We start from the raw sequence: 20,762 nt of genomic DNA, 5'->3' as shown, positions 1-20,762 counted from the left end.
GGCTGAGAACCGGTTGTTAAAATGAGGCGAAATGTAAAATGGATTCTTTACCTGTATCGAATGATGGGAAAACTGACGTTGCACCATTTGTCGTTGGCGTAGGCTCTTCAGCGGGAGGCATCGAAGCACTGATTAATCTTGTTAGCAACCTACCTAAGTCAATCAACGCCTCTTTTATTATTGCACAGCACTTATCACCCTCCCATAAAAGTCAAATGTCGGATATTTTGGCGCGTGAAACCGAATATCCTGTAGAAGAAGCTAGCCAGCAATGTCGCGTTAAAGCCAATACCATATACGTAGGGCCGCCGGGTTACCATTTGCGTTATACCGAAGGGCGCATTGCCTTAGACAAGACGCCCAGCGAATTGTCTCCAAAGCCTTCGGTCAATCTTTTGTTTGAGTCATTAGCCGATGAAATTGGGGACCATGCCATTGGCGTTATTTTATCGGGCACTGGCGGTGATGGCGCCCGTGGTCTAAAAGCCATTAAAAGTGTGGGGGGCTTTGCATTTGTACAAGACCCAGCCACCGCAAAGTATGACGGCATGCCCAAAGCGGCACTGGAAAGTGTTGCGGTTGACGGTATTTTAGAGCCGCAAGAAATGGGGCAGGAAATTGCCCATATTTCGCAAAACATTTCCCGAAACGTGTTTTCTTCTCAAGAAGATGATCGGCATGAGCTAATGAGTGAACTTTACGGAAAAATTCGTGAAGCCACTAAAATTGACTTTAGTTTCTACAAACAATCTACCTTGCTACGCCGGGTTAATCGTCGTCTTATTGCTACGCAAACAACGGAACTAAAAGAGTATCTTAGCTACCTTGACGAAAATGCAGACGAAGTCGTCGCCCTCTCGAAAGAGTTGCTTATTTCGGTCACCGATTTCTTCCGTGACGCCAAGGCCTTTAACGCCATTCGTCATCACATTGAAGAAATTATAGCGCGAAAGCGTAACGGCGATAGTGTTCGTCTTTGGGTGGCAGGCTGTGCCACGGGGGAAGAAGCTTATTCACTCGCCATCGTATTTCTCGAAGCCATAGAAAATGCAAACTTAGAGATTACGCTTCAAGTTTTTGCCACTGATATTGATGAACATGCTTTAAACGTAGCGCGCAAAGGTGCCTATTCGGTGCAATCCATGTCAGGCTTAGACAGTGAAATGATGGATAAGTACTTTCGCTACGAGAGAGACGCTTATTATCCTCAGAAGCAATTACGAGACGTGATTACATTTTCGCGCCAAGACATTACGCGCGACCCGCCATTTTTACATTTAGATATGGTGTCGTTTCGCAACGTACTTATTTATTTCAACAGCGAGTTGCAGCATAGGGTGTTATCGCTATTTAGGTATTCACTGCTCAAAGATGGTGTTCTTTTCTTAGGAAAATCTGAATCTATTGGGTCCACCGAAGATATGTTTGTGGCCCTTGATAGGCGTTGCCGCATTTTCAAGGTTAGCCAAGCTTCGAAGCGGCCTAATTTGCCGAAAATGCTGAAAAGTCACTTATCCACATCGAAAGTGAAAGACACGGTCACTAACAGCTATGAAAACATCTTCACCCGTTCGGTGTTAGATTGTTTTGGCCCTAGCTTATTGATTAATGAACGCTTCTCTATTTTGCATTCGCATGGTCGGCTTGAGCCTTTTATTCGTTTTCCATCAGGCATTCCCGATCTTAATTTATCAAAACTCATTGCGGCGCCGTTTTCCGCTGAGCTTATCTCCTGCATGAACAAAGCCAGTCGAACAGGTGAGATGATCGTCAGCCGAAGTAAGCAGCTGGACGAAAGTGACGAAAAGCAATGGAAAATGCGGATCCTGCCGTTAGAGACCCACTCGCCTTCTCATTTTTTAGTGAATTTTTTCGAAGTAGAAGTCCAAGCATCAACCTCGCCGTCGCAGGAAGCGGATAACAGTGAAGCGGACGTGGCCGAACTCATTGCAGCACGAGAGCAATTGCAAACGCTAACCGAAGAAATGGCGGCCTCAGCAGAAGAAATGCAAGCGCTCAACGAGGAAGTTCAGGCTGCAAACGAGGAACTGCAAGCCAATAACGAAGAACTGGAAGCCACCAATGAAGAGCTTCAAGCCACCAATGAAGAACTCATTAGTGTGAATGAAGAAAGTATGCGTAAATCCGCAGAACTTGGAGCCGTAAACAGTGAGTTAATGAGTGTATATAACACCTTGGATTTTCCTATTTTGGTGTTCGACATGGATCATTGCTTAAATCGCACTAATGATGCGGCGAATAGGCGCTTTCATTTAAATAATGGGTCTTTTAGAAAGCCCATGGACACCCTGAACTTTCCTGATTATTTCGAAGACATTGAAATGCGTTTGAATAAAACGCTGCAAACGGGTGTGGCAGAGAATGTGATTATCAAGCCTTCGAGCCAAGAAACCTATAACGTATTCATTACGCCTATCTTCAACAGCCGCGAGCGTATTACAGGCGCAATTATTGTTATTATCGATAATTCAGAATTGGTATTGGCCCATGAACGTATAGAGAAGAGCCAAGAACAACTTCTTTCTATTATGAATAATTCACTGGCTGTGATTGCGCTTAAAGACAACGCGGGACGTTACGAGTTCGTCAACGCGCGTTTTGAAGAAGTGTTTGGACTGCATGCCGATGAGGTGGTGGGCAAAACCGATTTGCAAATATTCGAAAGAGAAACGGCTAAGCAGTTTCGTGATAAAGATTTAGATACTATGCGTACTTTATCACCATTGGAAACCATTGATGAATTCACGCTACCGTTAGGTAAAGTCACGTTAAACAGTGTACGTTTTCCGATTTTTGATGCTGAAGGTACTATTAAGTCCATTTGCACTCAAGCCACCGACATTTCTAAGGAAAAGCACGCTAATGAACAGCTAAGACTGGCGGGGAAAATTTTTGAGCGTACCAGTGAAGCCATTTTAGTGACGGACGCTAACGAAAAAATTGTCACGGCCAACGAAACCTTCACGGAAGTTACCGGTTACACTACCCAGGAATTGACCGGAAATGCGCCCAGCATGCTTCAATCTTCCTCTCATTCCGACGATTTTTACCGGGGAATACGGGCCTCGCTAAGTGAGCGCGGCTTTTGGCAGGGTGAAGCCGAGATAAAGGTGAAAAGTGGGTCGAGTGTCACTATGTGGCTAACCGTTAACGCTGTGAAAGGCGGCGATGGCGACATAGTGAACTATGTTGCAGCTTTCAGTGATGTTAACGAAATTAAAGACATGCAGCGGCGTATTGAATATTTGGCCACCCACGACGAGTTAACGGGCCTGCCCAATCGCGCGGTTTTGCTTGAGCGTTTAGAGTTGATGGTAGGTAACGCAAAGCGTGCGGAACAATTGTGCGCCGTGCTTTTTATCGACTTGGACAAGTTTAAGCCGGTGAACGATAACTTAGGACACAAAGTGGGAGACTTGTTACTTAAACAAGTGACGAAGCGAATCAATAAGTGCATCCGTGACACCGATATGTTGGCACGACTAGGCGGTGATGAATTTGTGGCGATTGTTTCTGCGGCTCGTGTAGATGAAATAGATGAAATCGCTAAACGGATTATTACCCAAGTAGAAACTGAGTTCCAAGTGGCCAATCACCAAATCGCAATTTCTGCCAGCGTGGGAGTGGCTGTCTATCCTAATGACGGAATTACGTCAGACGTGCTGTTACACCATGCTGATGAAGCCATGTACCATGCGAAATCACTAGGGCGAGGCCAGTATCAGTATTTTACTGCCCGAATGATGGAAAAGGCACAAGCCCGGGTTCAAATTGAAGCGCGATTAAAAAGCGCGTTACAAGAGCGTCAGTTTAGTTTGGTTTACCAACCCCAGTACGATATTGCCAGCAATGCTATAGTGGGAATGGAAGCGTTGTTACGTATTGCGAATGATGAACAAGATATTACCCGGGCAGCAGAGTTTATCGATGTTGCTGAAAAAGCGAATCTTATTGATGCTATTGGATTTCACGCGCTAGAGCTGGTGGCGTTCGATTTAAAAATGGCGATGCAAAAAGGTATCTCTCTACCTAGAGTATCTGTTAATCTTTCTGGAAAGCAGTTGCTAACATCAGACTTCACAAAACGCTTCGAACAACTACTGTCGCGCACCTCTCTACCCGCAGAAGCTTTTAAGTTTGAAATATCCGAGCGTGATATCCAAAAGGGTGAGAAGCGCATTTTCCACCGATTACAGTCGCTAAAATCGATGGGCGCGGTTATTTGTATTGACGATTTTGGTATTCACCAAAGTGCAGTTGCGCAGCTACAGCAATGTGGTGCCAGTGAAATGAAGCTTTCTCGTCAAATTATTGAACAACCAGACGATGCCAGTGAGCAGTTGCTTCGCGCCTATATTGATGTCGCCAACGTACTGGGTATGACAGTGGTGGCTGACCAAGTGGAAACGGAAGAACAAATGGACTACCTCGTATCGGTAGGGTGCGAATTAGCGCAAGGTTTCGTGTTCTCTGCACCAGTGACGTTTGATAACATGCTCGAAAAACTAGACCGCTAACAACAATGCAGAAAATGACTAAGGGGACCAATTTGGAGACCGACGATTTCAATGAGCTCGTTGCAAATTGTGAAAATGAAGCATTGCACTTAAGCGGTCAAATTCAAGGTTTTGGCGGTGCATTTTTTATTGACAACGAAAGCTTAACGGTCACTGCCGCCAGTGAAAATATTGCTGAGTATTGCCCTTTATCTGTCGCGCAACTCGTGGGGACAAAAGTTCACGATTTAACCTGGCTACCCTTAGAATTACTGTACAATTTGGGCATCAAAGCGGGCAATCGTGCTTATGCGTTTAATGACAATACCACGACAGCGTCTTTGAATTATAGAAGTCATCGCAGTGATGCAGGCATCTTAATTGAAATTGAACGCAGTACCGCCACGGTTACCCAGCGCCAGTATTTGCAATTGCGCGCGTCTATCTTGCCGCGCATTGATGCATCTTGGCAAGAACATGACTACTGGAACCAACTTATTCACACCCTCGATGAATTCCTCCCCTGTGAGCGAATTGTGCTTTACCGTTTCAATGAACATTGGTCGGGGGAAGTGGTGGCTGAAAAAGTGGTTACGGGGCTGCCGCCTTATCTAGGCCTAAAATTTCCTGCGTCAGACATTCCCGCCATTGCGAGGCAAATGTATTATCAGAATCCCTCACGGTACATTGCAGATAGTCGTCAGGAGGCAGTTAACTTCCTCACCCAATACGGCACGCCACTGGATTTGACCTATTCCGATTTACGCAGCGTGTCGCCCCTACACGGCGAATACCTTCAAAATATGGGGGTAGCAACGTCGTTTTCTGTTCCCATTATGCAAACGGGAAAATTATGGGGAATTATTTCCTGTCACCATGCTACAGCTACGCCCATTGACGCGCATCTGCGCTATCAGGCGGAAAGTTTAGTTAAATATTTTTCTATGATTTACTCTACGTATCAGTCGAAAAAGCGTTTAGCCTTACTGACCAGCCTAGACGATGAAGTTAGCGTACTAGCGCAAAAATTGAGAATACAAGGTGAGCAGAGTATTCCGTCATTCTTGCACGCAGCAAAGACGGCGTTTCAGGCCAGCGGCGCTGCTATGTACATTAACGATGATTGGCATCTTTGCTTGCCAAAGGCCGAACAGCGACTTGTGCGAGATATAGATAATGCCTGTCGACATGACACCTCAGATGTTCTTTTAAGTAAACAAGATATAAGGGAGGTCGACGGACTCGCGAGTGTGTCTCATGAGGAAGTACGTGGCGTAATGTTAATTCGCTTGAACTTCGAGCTTAAAAGCTTGCGCCTCTATGTGTTTCGGCAACCTGAGAAGCAAATTACTCACTGGGCAGGTAACCCCGTCAAAACCATACAAAAAGTAAATGCTCACGGCGTTTTGTCACCCAGAGCGTCGTTTGAAAAATGGAGTGAGGTAGACGGTGAACAAAGTCTGCCGTGGTCAAAAAGGGATTTGTTACTGGCGAAAAAGCTAAGAGCCGCACTTATACGATTACTCACCTAATCACGCTAGATTCCCTGATGAGAGAGGCGTAAGTTACAAATTTGATTTGACGCACCTAGGAGTTTACATGGTTAAAAAAGCTGTCACCGCCAACACATCCACTTTGCTGTTCGATCATGACGGTACTTTGATAAATTCAGAGGCTGTCCACTATAAATTGTGGTACGAAATATTGTTGCCCTACGGCGTGTCACTCTCTGAGTCTTTGTATTGCGATATGATGGCTGGGGTGCCGGTGAAACAAAACGCCATCGATCTAAAAAATCACTTCGACATTAGCGCAAGTACGCTAGCCTTAGAAAATGAAAAACATGAAAAGGTTGAAGCCTTCTTGAAAGAGCAACCGTTTCCACTCATGCCATATGCTGCTGAGACAATAAAGGCGTGCCACGAAAAGGGGTATACCTTGGCGATTGTCACTGGTGGCAGTAAGCTTTCCGTCGAAAAAACCTTAGATGGCTATGGATTACGAGAATACATCAGCACAGTGGTGGCCGTCGAAGACGTTACCCGAAGTAAGCCAGACCCCGAAAGTTACCAGTTGGCAATGGAAAAGTTAGGTGTGGCAGCATCTGCCTGTGTCGCCATTGAAGATACGATGCATGGTTTGCAGTCAGCGGTCGCGGCGAAGTTAGATTGCGTGGTTATTCCCACCGCCCAAACCGCGAATCACGATTTAGGACTGGCCACCGTCAGTTACGGCTCGTTACAACATTGGTTAGAAGCCGAGGTGTTGTAAGCTAGCTTTTACGGGTGACTTTCAGTTACTATTTTTATTTTCACAGGCTTAGCCACGAGGATTAGAAGTTAAATTATGGCGCGTGCATTTCGTTGGCTAATTGGCCTGCTTGTTACCCTGTTTATACTAATACTTGTTGCGGTGGTTGGGCTTAGCATCGCGATTATTCAAAAACAGCCATTAGTGGCGGCTAGCGCCCCGAACCAGTTAGATGGTGCAGACACGGTAAATACGCTTCTCGCGCAACTCAATACGGCCTTCTCTCAGCGGGAAGAAGGTCACACCATTGTGTTATCTGAAACTCAAATCGAGAGCTTGGTGGGCGTGCTGCAGCGCGCAATGCCCCATTTTCGAGGTGTAGTGAATGTTACCGCGAATGGCGGTACAGTGGCCTTTACCTTTTCACCGAATAACGATGACATCTATATTAATGTGTCGGCGCTGATTTTACCGGGTAAAGCGCTGACAATTGATTACATCACCCTGGGAGATATCTCTATACCCGGTGACACCGCGTTAGGTTTAGCAGAGGCCGCTATCAATCGCTATACCCGTTCTGAAATCGGCACGCTTGCGCTAACACGGGTTGAAGCCGTGGTAATGAGAGATAATGAAGTAGAGTTACAGCTGGGGCCCCTCGACGAACTGCTTCATGAAATTGACAACGTCAGTAATCAGCTTTCGGTCGATACCGACAACGAATTAGAGACCCTTACCGCTTACTATTTGCGCTACATTTCTGGCCGAGAACTTGCCCTGTCTTCTACCCCGGTTCCACTTATAGAGTACCTACGCGAAGGTATGGCAAGAGCGAGAGAACAAAGTCAGACCCCAGATGACGCCGTAATGCATAACAAGGCGGTTATTTTTGCTTTAGCCGCTTTTGTTGGGCATCACAGAGTGGGGCATTTAGTGGGCAATATTCAACCTAATCCAGACAAAGCACTAAAGCCACGTTCTGCGGCAATTTTGGCTGAACGCAACGATTTAGCGCGCCATTTTATTATCTCTGCTGCATTAGAATTAATGGGTGAAGCGGGTATGTCCTTGGCCATTGGTGAATTTAAAGAACTTATGGATAGAGGGCTAGGCGGTTCCGGATATAGCTTTGTCGATTTAGCGGCCGATATGGCTGGTGCTGAATTTGCCAAGGTTGCAAATCATCCAGATCACGCAATAGAGGTTCAAAATGCGGTGGCGCGGATACAATCTGATTTGGATATTATGCCCCCTATCGAGGGATTGCCCGAAGGGCTCAGCAAGGCAAAATTTACTGAGCGCTACCAACGGGTAGATAGCCCGCCTTACATTGCACAAGTCAATGAAATCAGACGCCGACTAGCCAACATCCCCCTGTATCGTGATTAGAAACACGAGATTACTTTTTGCTCAGTGTTGACTGAAACTGGGCAATAGTGACTAAGGCCAACTCTATTTTTTTTATCAGCAGAGGCAATGCTGCTTTTGCCTCTTCTTCAGACATCGCCTTTAGCGCTTGCCAATCTTGCGCTATTTCTTCCACGTAGGGGCCAAATCGTTTGGATGAGGTATTAAACGGGCTGTCTGCGGTGAAAACCGCCGCAAACTTACCCTTTTGGTCTTTTTGTAAATGATCGAGCGCTTGATCTGCATCGACGGCTTTACGGTAAAGGGTTTGAATGGTGTCTTGAAGTTTTTGATGTATCGCTTGCATGGTTACCCTCAAAGCTGCCTATGTAAAAAATGATTAAAGATACTGTTTAAGGTGTCGATACCTTAAGAGGTGGGCAATTCTGCCCACTTTTTTACTTTGCTACAAGCAACAAAGGAAATCGGTATGGATTTACAAGGTGCAAGTGCATCTGGAACGTCCGGTGCGTCACTTGAGGTAGCTTCGCTAAAGTTGGCAAAAAGCCAACAGGAGCAAGAAGGAAAAGCGACGCTTCAGCTACTGGAAACAGCAGCTGACGTACCAAAACCTGCGTCATCTAACCCGTCACTAGGTGCCAATATTGACACCTATGCGTAAGATTATGGATGCAAATGTAAGTCGATAGGCGTCTTGCCAGGTTGCCCACCAATTTCTCTCACCAGTTTTGGTACTAGGAAACCTGGCAGACGTTTTATCGTTTCTTTCATTAGCTGCCGTGCGCTATCATCACAAACATAAAAGTGATGCGCCCCTTCAACCTTATCCAGTACATGTAGATAATACGGTAATATACCAGCATCAAACAGGGTTTCGCTTAAATCGCACAGTGAAGATGTATTGTCGTTTACGCCTTTAAGTAGTACAGCCTGATTCAGTATTGTCGTGCCTTCTCGTCGCAAACCACTTAATCGCTCTGCCAATGCGGGTGTTACTTCATTGGCATGGTTCGCGTGCAGCACCAAAACGGTTTGTAGCGGTAAACGGGTTAGCCATGTGGTAAAGGCGTGGTCTATACGCTCTGGTAACACCACAGGGAGGCGTGTATGTATGCGTAAACGTTTAACGTGGTGAATCGCCGCTATTTCCTCGGCAAGCCATGCTAACTGGTTGTCGTTAGCCATTAGCGGGTCGCCACCGGAAAATATCACCTCGTTAATATTAGGATGACTCGCAATATAGGCGAGGGCGTCGTCCCATTGCCTTTTGCTTACCGCATTATCTTGATAAGGGAAGTGGCGACGAAAGCAGTATCGGCAATTGACGGCGCAGCCCGTTTTGACCATAAGCAACACGCGAGAGTCGTATTTATGCAGCACGCCTCGACCCGCAGTGTCATGCTCTTCGAGGGGGTCTTGGGTATAACCGGGCTCGCTAACAAATTCATCACTTAACGGCATGACTTGCTTCAATAGAGGATCATTGGGGTTTCTCTTTTCTATTAAGTGAGCAAAATGCCGAGGTACACGCATCGGAAATAAACGACGCGCTTTTATGTGTTGGCGGTAGTTTTTGCTGTCTAAATCTAAAAAATCGAGCAATTTAGTGGGATCAGTAAAGCTCTTTGCTAATTCTTTTTGCCAGTTTGACTCTACAGAAATCGGTTTTTTAGGTATTATTTGTTCCACGAAACTTTTTGTACCTTATGTTTAGACAGAGGAAATATGGCTAATTACAGCACTAACGAGTTCAAAGGCGGCCTGAAAATCATGCTGGACGGCGAACCATGCAACATTCTAGAAAACGAATATGTGAAGCCGGGTAAAGGTCAAGCCTTCAACCGTGTAAAAATCCGTAAGCTTATTTCAGGTAAAGTTCTTGAAAAAACCTTCCGCTCAGGTGAATCAGTAGAAGGCGCTGACGTAATGGATACAGAGCTAGCCTACTTGTACACCGACGGCGAATTCTACCACTTTATGAATAACGATACATTCGAACAAATCGCTGCTGACGAAAAAGCTGTGGGCGAGAATGTAAAATGGTTGGTAGAAAACGATGTATGTACCATTACGTTATGGAACGGCTCTCCCATTACCGTTACACCGCCTAACTTTGTTGAACTAGAGATTACTGAAACGGATCCAGGTCTAAAAGGCGATACTGCGGGCACAGGTGGCAAGCCTGCGACACTCAGTACGGGTGCTGTAGTTCGTGTCCCACTGTTCGTTCAAACCGGAGAAGTTATCCGTGTAGATACGCGCTCTGGTGAATATGTGTCTCGCGCGCAAAAATAAGCCATACACCTATTGCCGATATGTTCTTCATGCATATCGGCATTTTCATTCCACATTTCGCTTTTCTTTTTTATGCATCATTGGCAACCAACAACCTCTCATGAAAACCGCTTAGCCCGAGCTAAATTGCTTTCTACCATTCGTGACTTTTTCGCCCAGCGGGATGTGTTAGAGGTAGACACGCCAGTGCTTTCTCATGGCACAGTGACCGATGAACATCTTGACGGGTTTTGTACTGAATTTCACTACGACGAGTCAGGTAAGCCGACAACCTTATACCTTCAAACGTCACCTGAATATGCCATGAAGCGTCTTTTGTGCGCACAAAGCGGGGCAATCTATCAAATAGGTAAGGCCTTTCGGCATGAAGGAGAAGGTCGCTGGCACAACCCAGAATTTACCATGCTTGAATGGTACCGCCCCCACTTCACCCATGTTGAATTAATGGAAGAAGTGGATGCGCTTCTAATGGCCACCTTAGACACAGAACCCGCCGATAAAATGAGTTATAAAGAGGCATTTATTACGTATTTAGGGGTAGATCCGCTTATTGCGTGCAGTGACGAACTACTGAACGCAATGGAGGCATCGGGCATTGATATCGACACACCGGAGTTGCTCAGTGATGATGCCAAATTACAATTGCTTTTTTCTGTGGTGATAGAACCCTCAATCGGTCAAGTACGGCCCTGTTTTATCTATGGTTTTCCCGCTACACAAGCTGCTCTGGCAAGAATCAACGAAGAAGACAGTCGCACCGCAGACAGATTTGAGGTGTACTATAAAGGCGCTGAACTGGCAAACGGCTTTTATGAATTATGCGCTCCAGAAGAGCAGCGAAACCGCTTTTATCAAGACAATGCGAAACGTAAAAAAGCCAATTTACCTGAAAAACCAATAGACGAGTATTTTTTAGCCGCTTTAGCATCGGGGTTACCTGATTGCGCTGGCGTTGCCATTGGTATAGACAGGCTTCTTATGTTGAAAGTGGGCGCCTCTCATATCCGCGAAGTCATTAACTTTCCCATTAGCCGCGCTTAAATTTATTTCACGATAAATGGAATCTTTATTCCGGTTAACGGCTGTTGACTTTCTCGCGCACATCCTTAAGAATGTTATAACATCACAGCTAATAACAACATTCTCTTTTAAAAAAGGAAACCACATGAAGATGCGTTCACTGCTAAGCTTGTCTATAGCAGCGTTATTAAGTACGCCTGTCCTTGCCACAACCATCTCGGGAAAAGTGACTGATCCTGCGGGGAACCCTGTAGCGGGTGCTGAAGTGAAAATTGAAGGCACACGTCGCGTAGCGATGACCGATGAAAATGGTGTCTATCGATTTGAGGGCGTCGCACAACCTCATGTCCATCTTCATGTGTTTTCACCCCAGTTTATCCACGGCGATAATGACTTAGGCGACATCCAGGGCGATCAAACGGTTAACTTTATACTGAGCCCAGCCTCGGTTGAAAACATCGTCGTGACTGCGACCGCATTAAACTCGTCGGTATTAGAGTCAGTGACTCCGGTCACGGTTATCAGCGCTGATAAACTTCGTAAAATTGAAGCACCCACTTTAGGTGAAACACTCAAAAACACCGCAGGTGTGCACAGTACCTATTTCGGGCCTGTCTCGAGTAGCCCGATTATTCGTGGCAACGATGGCCCACGAGTTAAGATTGTTCAAAACGGGTTAGATGTGTCTGATGTTTCCCGTGTAGGTCCAGATCACAATGTCGCTTCAAGCACGGCGAGTGCAACCCAAATTGAAGTATTGCGCGGCCCAGCAACCCTACAATACGGTAGTGGCGCTATTGGTGGAGTGGTGAATATTGTTGATAAACGTATTCCACAGTACCACGTCGACGGTGTAGAAGGTGAGGCTGAAGTGAGTTACAGCACTGTAAATGAGGGTAAGTATACCCGCGGTGATGTAACAGGTGGCAGCGGCAATATCGTTTGGCACCTAGATGGATACTATCGCGACACCGAAAACGCGGATATTCCTGGTTATGCCTCCGTAGACCCAGATGAAGACGAAGAAAAAGGAGTATTGGAAGACAGCCAAATGGAGACCTCTAATCTTGTCGCGGGCATTTCCTATGTGGCAGATGAAGGGTACTTTGGCTTTGCGGTTGAACAATTAGACAACGAATACGGTGTACCGGGTCACAGCCACGAGCATGAAGAAGAACACGAAGAGCACGAAGATGAAGAAGGCGTGTCTCTTGACGTAGATATGACCCGCTACCAAGCGGCAGGTGAATGGCATTCACCAATGGAAGGATTAACGAATATTAAGTTTGCCGGTTCATACACGGACTATGAGCATACAGAAATAGAAGATGGTGAACCCGCCACCGTTTTCTCTAATGAATCAAGTGATATCCGAGTCTCGCTTTATCATGAAGAAGTGCAGGGCTGGCATGGCGTGTTCGGCATGCAGTTTGCTCATAGTGATTATGCTGCTGAAGGCGAAGAAGCTTTTACCCCTGCTAACACCAGCACCAATTACGCTTTTTATGTTGTGGAGCAGAAAAAAGTCGGAGACCTCACATTCGAGCTTGGTGGCCGGCTAGAAAATACCGCTTATGATGCACAAGACAGTGACGTAGAGTTAGATATTTTCCATGAAGATGAAGAAGAGCATGAAGAGGACGAGCACGACGAGGAAGACCATGATGGAGAAGAGCATGGGACCGAGTTTAGTTTCCCTGAGTATGACTTCACCAGTTTATCTTTGTCAGCGGGTGTGAATTGGGAATATACCGATGGTCAGTCTGTTGCTGTTACCCTATCACGGAGCGAGCGAGCGCCGAGTCAGCAAGAGCTATTTTCGGCGGGCCAGCATTTAGCGACCGAAAGTTACGAAGTAGGCCTAGTGTTTGATATGGACGACGAAGGCCATATTGAAGATGAATTAAGGGATGTAAATGAGGAAGTAAGCACAAACTTAGACGTTACTTTCCGTAAGTTTACCGGCGACTGGGGCTACAGTGTTTCCTTCTTTTATAACCAAGCCGATGATTATATCTTCCAGTCGAACACGGGCTTGCTCGCGTTAACCGAGCATGAAGAACATGATGAAGATGACGCCGAGTTGGAAGAGGATCACAGTGACGAAGATACAACCCCTGTGTATTACTTCCAACAAGCCGATGCTGATATTTGGGGCGTAGAAGCTGAAGCTTATGTCGATTTAAACGACGCTTTCCGTTTAACCGTTTTTAGTGATTATATTAATGCTGAAGTGGAGGACGACAATTTACCTCGCACGCCGCCTATGCGATTTGGCAGTGAACTAAGCTATGTCAATGACGGCTTAACTGCCGATGTCGGTTTTACGTGGTATGACGACCAAACCGATGTGGCTTCATACGAAACCACGACCGACGGCTATACGCTGGTTAATGCCAATGTGCAGTATGAGATATCTGGCCAGGGTGTTGATTGGGTACTGTTCGCTAAAGGCAGCAACCTTACCGATGAAGAGGCACGTGTTCACACCTCCTTTTTGAAGGACAAGGCGCCGCTTCCGGGCAGAAATATCACCTTTGGTGTAAGAGCGTTATTCTAAAAATCCTACCTCGACGCATTGGCAGCGTTGCTGCCAATGCGTCATTTTGTTGAGTTTGTGCGACTGCTGGTTTGAACATACCCGGGCGTGACAGGTATTATCAGTAGCGTCCTTGTCTCTCGGCTCAAATGGTATGAACATTGTTACCCCTCGATTACGTTTACGCCCGCTTTCATTAGATGATAAGCACTGGATCCTCACCCTAAATCGAGACCCCCTATGGCTTAAATTTATTGGCTGTAAATCAATCTTCACCTTACAAGATGCATGTGATTACATTGCGCGTACCAATGCCCAACGAGATGAGTGGGGATATGGTTTGTGTGCTGTGGAATGTCAGTCTACGGGTAACCCTCTAGGGGTATGTGGTTTGTTTAATCGGTTTTCTTTTCGCTGCCCAGATTTAGGATTTGCATTACTGCCAGAAGGACGAGGAAAAGGCGTGGCAAATGAAGCCTGCCAAGGCGTGATGGCGTGGGCGAAGCAACAAGGTTTTGATTTTCTTACCGCCATGACCCACCCACACAATGTCGCGTCACAGCAATTACTGGTGAGTTTGGGGTTTCACAAGCACGGTTTTTATGCAGATAAAGGCTTTGATGTTCAGCATTTGTATTGGCTTAAGTTTTAGTAAACCTTTATATCTGCAGGTGTTCAGCGAGGCCACCTATGTGCACCTCGCAAAGGAGTGATTAAAGTGGTGGGAGTACCGTCACTTTCTTTATCACAATGGGCTCAATAGGCACGTTGTTCGCATTTAGCACCAATGAGTACTCTGTTTCTACTTCTGACATGGCATCTACCACATCTTCCCCTTCCACGATGAGGCCAAAAACCGCGTAGCCCCAATCTCGCCCGGGGTTCAGGCTTTCGTTATCGTTAACGTTGAAGAAAAACTGACGGTTTGCGGTATGAGGATCATTTTGGCGAGCCATGGCAATGGTGTGTAAGTCATTAGTTAACCCATTACCCGATTCGTTAAAAATAGCAGGAAAGTTCGACTTCCCTTCAAAATCAGTGGTGTAACCGCCGCCTTGTACAACAAACCCAGGCACAATACGATGAAAAATGGTGTCTTCATAACTGCGTTTATCTACGTACCGTAGAAAGTTATTGACAGTAATTGGCGCGCGACGCCTATCAAGTTCTACAACAATATCACCCATGGAGGTTTCAATCTTAACCCGAGGATAATAGTTGTCAGGTTGAATATGTGAACCATCGGATTTATTTGCCGCATGGGCAAGGCTGGTCACTGCCACACTCAATACAAAAAAAATGGAGGCAAATGTTTTTAACATAATAAGTCCTTTAACGTTTTGCTGTGCCTAGTACTACGAATTTATTGTCACTTGCTATCACCTTAGCACCGCCGAATAGGCGTTTAAGTTTTATGTGATATTCAAGGTGTCTGTTACCTACAACAATAAGGTGACCACTTTTCACCAAGCATTCTCGGGCATCTTGAAACATCTGCCACGCAATATGATCGGTAATCGCATTTTGCTGATGAAACGGCGGGTTGCAGAACACTTTAGTGATTTCAGGTGTGGGCTTTTTGTTTAGCAAGGCTTCAAGACAGTTACTGGCCACAAATTCACACTGATCTATTTTGTCTGGGAAATTTTCTAAGACATTTAAGCGGGCGCTTTCCACAGCCATGTAAGATTCATCCACAAAAAACACTCTACAATCCGGTGCCATCGCCAGTGCCTGTAACCCTAATACGCCATTGCCGCAGCCTAAGTCTACGACCACATCATTGCTGCTCACTGTCATGTGAGGCAAAAGTACGCGGGCACCAATATCTAGCGATTGACGAGAGAATACATTGGCATGGTTATTCAGTTGCACTGTTTTGCCGGTGGGCAATGTGCAAGTCCACCGGCTAGGGTAATCATTGGTTTTTGGGCGAAGTGCCGGCGACACTTGGCAGAAGATGAGACGAGACTTCTTCTTAGCCAGCGACGTTGTGGTTGGCCCCAGTATATTTTCAAACAGTGCTAAAACAGATTTAGTGATAGATTTTACTTTGCCTGCAGCGATAATCTGAGTATCCGGTGTGGCCACCTTTCTAATATCGATAAGCTGTTGTTCTAACAGCGCCAAAGTGCGAGGAACTTTGATTAATATGATGTCAGGCGCTAAATGTGTGTCTAGCGTAAGGCTTTCCACACTGGTGAGTGATCTTACCGGTGCGCTTATTTTGTCGTTATCATCAATGACGGGGTTCAATTGGTTGGCTTTTAAGTTTTCACCTAGGCTTTTTAACGCAATGAAAGAATCTGAAATCCAAATAGGGTTATGTTGCGTAAACCAACAACCAAGAGCACCAAAGTCGTCATTGAAAATGAGCATGTTTCCGGTTAGTGATTGCTCGCTCACTAAATCGTCCACATGAGAAATGAGTAGCTCGTCGGCACTGTCCCATGCTTGTAAACTCACATGTTGGTGCTTTTCGGGATAGCGAATTAAGGTAAACTGGCGGTCGGCCAGAATAAATTCTGTGTTCATTTAATTCTTTCTAAGGTTGTCGGGTCATTATGCAACTACCCCTTTTTTCCGGTACAGAAAAAGCAGTGAAGTCACCGTTCACGCTTCCGTTACCAGAAGCCCACGTGCGCTATTATCCGCAATGGCTTACCACAGAGCAAGCCAACCTTTACAAGAAGCGGCTCGTCGAGTCGTTGCCATGGCGCCAAGACAGTCTACGTATGTTTGGTAAGTCTATCCCAATTCCTCGATTACAGTCGTGGCACGGGGATGCCAATTGTCACTACACCTATTCAGGTTTGTCCCTTTCCCCCGCGCCATGGACCAAGGAATTGGCCGCTATTCGTGACTTATGTTCGGCCGAAGTTGGCGCACACTTTAATAGCGTACTGGCAAATTGGTATCGAGATGGTCAAGATAGCATGAGTATGCACGCCGACGACGAACCAGAGCTTGGTCCCGCGCCCACGATTGCGTCGGTAACCTTGGGTGAAGCCAGGCCGTTTGTTTTTAAGCACAAAGAAACAAAAGCGCGCCATGTTCAAGTGTTGGAACACGGAAGCTTGTTAGTGATGTCAGGTAGTACACAACACCATTATTTTCATGGTATTGCAAAGACGACAAAACCAATCGGTGATAGAATCAACCTCACGTATCGACAGTTAATTTTGCCTGATTGAGTTAACCATGAATGTACAAGATTTTTTAACGTCTGCACTAAAAGAGGCGTTGCACCCGGTCTATTTAGATATCCGCGACGAAAGCTTTATGCACAGTGTCCCCGACGGCGCGCAAAGTCATTTTAAGGTGACAGTGGTGTCAGACGAATTTGAAGGTAAGCGCTTGATTGCTCGTCATCGCCAAGTAAATGCGTTGGCCGATGAGGCCCTTAAAGGCCCGGTACACGCATTGGCGTTGCATACTTATACGCCACAAGAGTGGGAAGCGCGCGGCGGTCAAGCGGCGAATTCCCCTGCGTGCCTTGGTGGCAGTAAACGCGATTAACCCTTTATATGGAGCAGATACAAACATGGAAGTGAAAAGTACCTTTAAGGCCTACTTTCAAATTCTTGAAACCCCCACGGTGCAAGTCGTGCTATTAGGCGGTGGTTTTTTGTTACTTATGCTGTTTGAGACAATGGGAGTATTAACGCCATTCGATACCCAGCTTCATGGCGCCTTATCACAGTACCCGTTGGCTGAGTGGCAGCAGGATATACTGAGGGATGCTACCGCCATGGGTAGCAACAGTGTGTTGTTGTTTATTGCTTTTGTAGCGGCATTAGGACTTAAATTTCAAGGCTATACTAAACAAGCGAGTACCCTGGTATTTGCCGTTATTGCGGGGTTAGCGTTAACCTTTGCGTTAAAGTATGGAATAAGTCGCGGCCGTCCACCGCTGGCTCAACACCAGGTAGACGTATACACGCAAAGCTTTCCCTCTGCCCATGCAATGATGTCTACTATAGTGTATTTTTATATTGCTCGCCTTTTTGCTAAATCGACCACGCAGATCTCAGTCAAAATATGGGTGTACATGGTGGCTGGTTTACTTACCTTTTTTGTGGGGATTAGTCGGGTATTTTTGGGCGTACATTGGCCTACCGATGTGCTGGCGGGATGGTTAGGTGGTGGTGCCTTTGTGGCATTTTGCTTTTATATTCTAAAGTGGCAGCGAAAACTGCGTATTCGCCATCAGTAAAGGGTAAGGCAGCATTAACATTGGCAGGGTCAAATGAATATAATGCGCGTATTGGGTTATTGCTAAAGGCAGACCCGTTTCGCTGGCGGTGCTTACTGGCCCTGCAGTCTCTTCAACTTCCCCAAGGTTATATCGGTGCTGGCTTTTTACGTAATTGCATTTGGGACAGCCTGTTACCTGAGCATCGTTCAAACTTCACTCATAGTTCACCGCTTAACGATATTGACGTTATCTATTTTGATGTAAAGGATACACGCAAAGAAACAGAACGCTTATTGGAAACACAACTTAGCCGTAGGGTTCCTGAAGCTAACTGGCAGGTAAGAAATCAAGCGCGTATGCACCTTAAGCATGGTCATGCTGCCTATAAAAACTGTGAAGAAGCTTTGTCGTATTGGATAGAGCGAGAAACCTGCGTGGCGGTAAGATTAACCGATGAGGGAAAATGCGATATTCTTGCGCCTTACGGTATAGATGCGAATTTTTCAGGTACGCTAAGTATTAATCCGCAATACCCCAGACCCAGCGTATTTCGTCAAAGAGTGAACGACAAAGGCTGGTTGACCCTCTGGCCTTTTTTAACCCTTTCGGGGTGACGCCGCTTTCTGCGCTATCTCTACCACTTTATTCGCGATGGAAGGCAAAGTGGTATTTTCATTCATGGCTTGTTTTTGCAATCGTCGATAGGCCTCGTGTTCACTGATTTTAAATTGCTGCATTAGAATTAATTTCGCTCTATCAATAAGCTTATGTTCTGTGATGGCGCGCTTGGCTTCCTCTAGCTCACGGGTCATATCTTCGATGTATTGTGCCTGCCCTCGCAATAAATCATAAAACGAGCGATGTGCCGATAGCGTTTCAGTTTGTCCGTCTAGCGTAGGGTGGGGATGTGCATCATGATCTTCCACTAGCCCAGGCATGCTGGGGTCAAACAACAACGTTAATGGGGAGCCTTCTGGCACATACTCATCAGAAAAACTACTAATGAGACGCTGATGGTTTTTCATTTCATTTTGGGCGTTCGTGACTTTGTGTCTCGCCTCGTTAATTAACCCTTCGGTGAGGGTATTTTCAATTTCTTGCATGGCATCGATGCGGCGAGTGGCAACGTCGAACCACACTTCACTAATTTCAGGTGCAATAGGGCTACCATCGGCCAATTGCGCAATCATTTTTCGTAGCTGGTTAATATCATGCGCCGCAGGGCTATCGTTTAATTTATTTAGTAAGGCGGTTTGCTTGGCGGCGGCGAATTCTTGAAATACAGAGAAGTGGTGCAATTGCGCTTGTTGGAGCGTGCATAGTTTTTCACATAAACGTTTATCAAAATGAGTTTCGGCAAAACCAATGGCCCCCCAGGCCCTTTCTTGGCCCGCATACTCTTTGCCCTGCATAAAGTTAAACAGTGCCACGAGGGTGCGAGTGATAGTGGGATCACTGGCAATATCCGCAGCTTCAAATATCACGGTAAGTAACCCAGCCACTAACCGACAATATGCACGAGTAGACTCTAGGGCTGATAATGTTAAGCCCGACACCTTTTCTCTCAACACCGGCAAATAGTCGATGCCTTGAAGGGCTAACGTGATGCTGCTTAACAGGCGCGGGTTAGCGTTGACTCTATCTTGAGTTAGAAATAGCGATTTAAGCTGGCTGCGTAATATGGATTCAGCGTCTTTTGCGTGCGCAATATGAGTGTCTCTTTGCTCAACGAAACGGGTACCTTTCGATGCAAGGTAAATGTTACTGGCTCCCCGCTCTTTTTGCAGAGCATGCACGACATTTTTCACGGCAATAACAATACGGCAGTTGCTGGATAACTGTTCTAGCACGTTAATTTCAGCATGCTTGGCAGCTAATAAAAAGCGCTTGGTTGCATCGCTTAAATTATCGGCATGTGCAGTTTGGGTATCGGTAGGCATGATTCAGTGTTTACACCCTAATAGATGAGCTTATACCGGGCGTGTGCGCCGTCTCACGTAAGCTCACTATCCGTATGCATAAAATTTGAGTGAATAACATAAGAAAAGCAATGGCTATGCCCACTTTTTGCCTCTTGCATAAAATGAGCTAGATTGCTGAATTTAAATGTATTTCTTTAAATCTTGTCGCAGTGTGGAGAAGCAATGAGAGACATTGATAGTCTCTGTTTGCGCCATTTTGGTGCGGCACGACCCTTCCTAGCAGAAATACCTCTGCCTTGCGCTACTGTCTTACTACTCTTAAAAACCAGCCAACAAAGAGGGAAATCAAAAAGCCGAAAAATGCCATAAGCAGCGTTATAGTGGGAAGTTTGCCAGAAAAATTAGCGTTTTCGCCGGTTTCTTCACTGATCAGCATGCCAGAGGCTTGAAAGATGAATAATGCGGCGATTGAGAATAACAGAATGACGCCAGTGGACATAAAGGTGGCTTTCCAATAAGACTTGGGGGCAGTCCAGTGTATGGCGCCTGCAACCAATACACACAAAAGGGTCAATATATAAGGGACCACATACACTCCTTAACACGTTAATTAAGATTCAGCGTTGGCCGTTAGACAAAAAATAAACACCTGA

The 20,762-nt window shown here is 46.0% G+C and carries 19 protein-coding genes; 13 read left to right on the top strand and 6 right to left on the bottom strand.

The genetic code is table 11. The annotated features are described in order from the left end of the window. Nucleotides 1-38 precede the first annotated feature (38 nt). The 4 genes from IUA53_RS16980 (at nucleotide 39) to IUA53_RS16965 (ending at nucleotide 8,156) form a co-directional block, all read left to right on the top strand. Nucleotides 39-4,538 carry a chemotaxis protein CheB gene (locus tag IUA53_RS16980; RefSeq protein ID WP_044446128.1) on the top strand — a complete coding sequence of 1,500 codons (4,500 nt, stop codon included), beginning with the start codon at nucleotides 39-41 and terminating at the stop codon, nucleotides 4,536-4,538. A gap of 32 nt (nucleotides 4,539-4,570) precedes the next feature. After that, entirely contained in the window at nucleotides 4,571-6,049 is a 1,479-nt protein-coding gene (locus IUA53_RS16975) for a GAF domain-containing protein (RefSeq protein WP_196897476.1), read from the top strand. A 67-nt stretch (nucleotides 6,050-6,116) separates the two neighbouring features. Beyond that, nucleotides 6,117-6,788: an HAD family hydrolase gene (locus IUA53_RS16970; RefSeq protein WP_044446130.1), complete on the top strand. Its 672-nt coding sequence runs from the start codon at nucleotides 6,117-6,119 to the stop codon at nucleotides 6,786-6,788. 75 nt (nucleotides 6,789-6,863) lie between these two features. Continuing rightward, on the top strand, nucleotides 6,864-8,156 hold the full coding sequence (locus tag IUA53_RS16965; RefSeq protein ID WP_231401180.1) for a hypothetical protein: 1,293 nt from the start codon (nucleotides 6,864-6,866) through the stop codon (nucleotides 8,154-8,156). A gap of 10 nt (nucleotides 8,157-8,166) precedes the next feature. Here IUA53_RS16965 and IUA53_RS16960 read toward each other — a convergent pair whose 3' ends face one another. After that, nucleotides 8,167-8,481, bottom strand: coding sequence for a hypothetical protein (locus tag IUA53_RS16960; protein ID WP_044055982.1), 315 nt, complete (start codon nucleotides 8,479-8,481; stop codon nucleotides 8,167-8,169). 123 nt (nucleotides 8,482-8,604) lie between these two features. Between IUA53_RS16960 and IUA53_RS16955 the strand changes: the two genes are divergently transcribed. Then, complete coding sequence (locus tag IUA53_RS16955) at nucleotides 8,605-8,796, top strand: hypothetical protein (RefSeq protein ID WP_044055983.1); 192 nt, start codon at nucleotides 8,605-8,607, stop codon at nucleotides 8,794-8,796. Between the two features lie 2 nt (nucleotides 8,797-8,798). On the opposite strand, the gene epmB is transcribed toward IUA53_RS16955, so the two are convergent. After that, the gene (gene epmB, locus IUA53_RS16950) at nucleotides 8,799-9,824 is read right to left on the bottom strand and encodes an EF-P beta-lysylation protein EpmB (protein WP_044446132.1); all 1,026 of its coding nucleotides are present in this window, start codon (nucleotides 9,822-9,824) and stop codon (nucleotides 8,799-8,801) included. 36 nt (nucleotides 9,825-9,860) lie between these two features. Here epmB and efp point away from each other — a divergent pair, with 36 nt between their 5' ends. The 4 genes from efp to IUA53_RS16930 all read left to right on the top strand — a co-directional run bounded on the left by efp (nucleotide 9,861) and on the right by IUA53_RS16930 (nucleotide 14,641). Further along, nucleotides 9,861-10,430, top strand: coding sequence for an elongation factor P (gene efp, locus IUA53_RS16945; protein ID WP_044055985.1), 570 nt, complete (start codon nucleotides 9,861-9,863; stop codon nucleotides 10,428-10,430). Nucleotides 10,431-10,502: 72 nt separating this feature from the next. After that, nucleotides 10,503-11,471, top strand: a complete 969-nt coding sequence (gene epmA / locus IUA53_RS16940; RefSeq protein ID WP_196897475.1) for an elongation factor P--(R)-beta-lysine ligase — start codon at nucleotides 10,503-10,505, stop codon at nucleotides 11,469-11,471. 124 nt (nucleotides 11,472-11,595) lie between these two features. Continuing rightward, entirely contained in the window at nucleotides 11,596-14,010 is a 2,415-nt protein-coding gene (locus tag IUA53_RS16935; protein WP_196897474.1) for a TonB-dependent receptor, read from the top strand. Between the two features lie 133 nt (nucleotides 14,011-14,143). Further along, nucleotides 14,144-14,641, top strand: a complete 498-nt coding sequence (locus tag IUA53_RS16930; protein ID WP_044446135.1) for a GNAT family N-acetyltransferase — start codon at nucleotides 14,144-14,146, stop codon at nucleotides 14,639-14,641. Nucleotides 14,642-14,702: 61 nt separating this feature from the next. Here IUA53_RS16930 and IUA53_RS16925 read toward each other — a convergent pair whose 3' ends face one another. Both IUA53_RS16925 and IUA53_RS16920 read right to left on the bottom strand, forming a co-directional pair. Further along, nucleotides 14,703-15,311: a peptidylprolyl isomerase gene (locus IUA53_RS16925; protein WP_044446136.1), complete on the bottom strand. Its 609-nt coding sequence runs from the start codon at nucleotides 15,309-15,311 to the stop codon at nucleotides 14,703-14,705. A 10-nt stretch (nucleotides 15,312-15,321) separates the two neighbouring features. Further along, a complete protein-coding gene (locus IUA53_RS16920; protein ID WP_044446137.1) occupies nucleotides 15,322-16,524 on the bottom strand; it encodes a methyltransferase in 1,203 nt (400 codons plus the stop codon). Nucleotides 16,525-16,553: 29 nt separating this feature from the next. On the opposite strand from IUA53_RS16920, the gene IUA53_RS16915 reads away from it, so the two are divergent. Genes IUA53_RS16915 through IUA53_RS16900 form a run of 4 tightly spaced genes read left to right on the top strand, consistent with a single transcriptional unit; the run spans nucleotide 16,554 to nucleotide 18,801 of the window. Then, on the top strand, nucleotides 16,554-17,183 hold the full coding sequence (locus IUA53_RS16915) for an alpha-ketoglutarate-dependent dioxygenase AlkB family protein (RefSeq protein WP_044055991.1): 630 nt from the start codon (nucleotides 16,554-16,556) through the stop codon (nucleotides 17,181-17,183). A 7-nt stretch (nucleotides 17,184-17,190) separates the two neighbouring features. Next, entirely contained in the window at nucleotides 17,191-17,508 is a 318-nt protein-coding gene (locus IUA53_RS16910) for a BolA family protein (RefSeq protein WP_044055992.1), read from the top strand. A gap of 25 nt (nucleotides 17,509-17,533) precedes the next feature. Then, entirely contained in the window at nucleotides 17,534-18,205 is a 672-nt protein-coding gene (locus IUA53_RS16905) for a phosphatase PAP2 family protein (RefSeq protein WP_196897473.1), read from the top strand. A gap of 20 nt (nucleotides 18,206-18,225) precedes the next feature. Then, nucleotides 18,226-18,801: a nucleotidyltransferase family protein gene (locus IUA53_RS16900; RefSeq protein ID WP_044449286.1), complete on the top strand. Its 576-nt coding sequence runs from the start codon at nucleotides 18,226-18,228 to the stop codon at nucleotides 18,799-18,801. Here the strand turns inward: IUA53_RS16900 and IUA53_RS16895 are convergent. Both IUA53_RS16895 and IUA53_RS16890 read right to left on the bottom strand, forming a co-directional pair. After that, nucleotides 18,784-20,127: a nitrate regulatory protein gene (locus IUA53_RS16895; RefSeq protein ID WP_044446138.1), complete on the bottom strand. Its 1,344-nt coding sequence runs from the start codon at nucleotides 20,125-20,127 to the stop codon at nucleotides 18,784-18,786. The two genes, IUA53_RS16900 and IUA53_RS16895, sit on opposite strands and share 18 nt — an antisense overlap. A 283-nt stretch (nucleotides 20,128-20,410) precedes the next feature. Further along, nucleotides 20,411-20,698, bottom strand: a complete 288-nt coding sequence (locus IUA53_RS16890; protein WP_044055995.1) for a hypothetical protein — start codon at nucleotides 20,696-20,698, stop codon at nucleotides 20,411-20,413. Between the last annotated feature and the right edge of the window lie 64 nt (nucleotides 20,699-20,762).

It is taken from the genome of Alteromonas sp. B31-7, assembly GCF_015767655.1.
Lineage (GTDB): Bacteria > Pseudomonadota > Gammaproteobacteria > Enterobacterales > Alteromonadaceae > Alteromonas > Alteromonas australica.
Note: the sequence above shows the minus strand (reverse complement) of the source record. Positions and strands in the feature narration are given on the sequence as shown.

Coding starts and splice junctions, on each gene's coding strand:
- IUA53_RS16980 (WP_044446128.1), top strand. CDS start 39: ATGGATTCTTTACCTGTATCGAATGATGGGAAAACTGACGTTGCACCA.
- IUA53_RS16970 (WP_044446130.1), top strand. CDS start 6,117: ATGGTTAAAAAAGCTGTCACCGCCAACACATCCACTTTGCTGTTCGAT.
- IUA53_RS16965 (WP_231401180.1), top strand. CDS start 6,864: ATGGCGCGTGCATTTCGTTGGCTAATTGGCCTGCTTGTTACCCTGTTT.
- IUA53_RS16960 (WP_044055982.1), bottom strand. CDS start 8,481: ATGCAAGCGATACATCAAAAACTTCAAGACACCATTCAAACCCTTTAC.
- IUA53_RS16955 (WP_044055983.1), top strand. CDS start 8,605: ATGGATTTACAAGGTGCAAGTGCATCTGGAACGTCCGGTGCGTCACTT.
- efp (WP_044055985.1), top strand. CDS start 9,861: ATGGCTAATTACAGCACTAACGAGTTCAAAGGCGGCCTGAAAATCATG.
- epmA (WP_196897475.1), top strand. CDS start 10,503: ATGCATCATTGGCAACCAACAACCTCTCATGAAAACCGCTTAGCCCGA.
- IUA53_RS16935 (WP_196897474.1), top strand. CDS start 11,596: ATGAAGATGCGTTCACTGCTAAGCTTGTCTATAGCAGCGTTATTAAGT.
- IUA53_RS16930 (WP_044446135.1), top strand. CDS start 14,144: ATGAACATTGTTACCCCTCGATTACGTTTACGCCCGCTTTCATTAGAT.
- IUA53_RS16925 (WP_044446136.1), bottom strand. CDS start 15,311: ATGTTAAAAACATTTGCCTCCATTTTTTTTGTATTGAGTGTGGCAGTG.
- IUA53_RS16920 (WP_044446137.1), bottom strand. CDS start 16,524: ATGAACACAGAATTTATTCTGGCCGACCGCCAGTTTACCTTAATTCGC.
- IUA53_RS16915 (WP_044055991.1), top strand. CDS start 16,554: ATGCAACTACCCCTTTTTTCCGGTACAGAAAAAGCAGTGAAGTCACCG.
- IUA53_RS16910 (WP_044055992.1), top strand. CDS start 17,191: ATGAATGTACAAGATTTTTTAACGTCTGCACTAAAAGAGGCGTTGCAC.
- IUA53_RS16905 (WP_196897473.1), top strand. CDS start 17,534: ATGGAAGTGAAAAGTACCTTTAAGGCCTACTTTCAAATTCTTGAAACC.
- IUA53_RS16895 (WP_044446138.1), bottom strand. CDS start 20,127: ATGCCTACCGATACCCAAACTGCACATGCCGATAATTTAAGCGATGCA.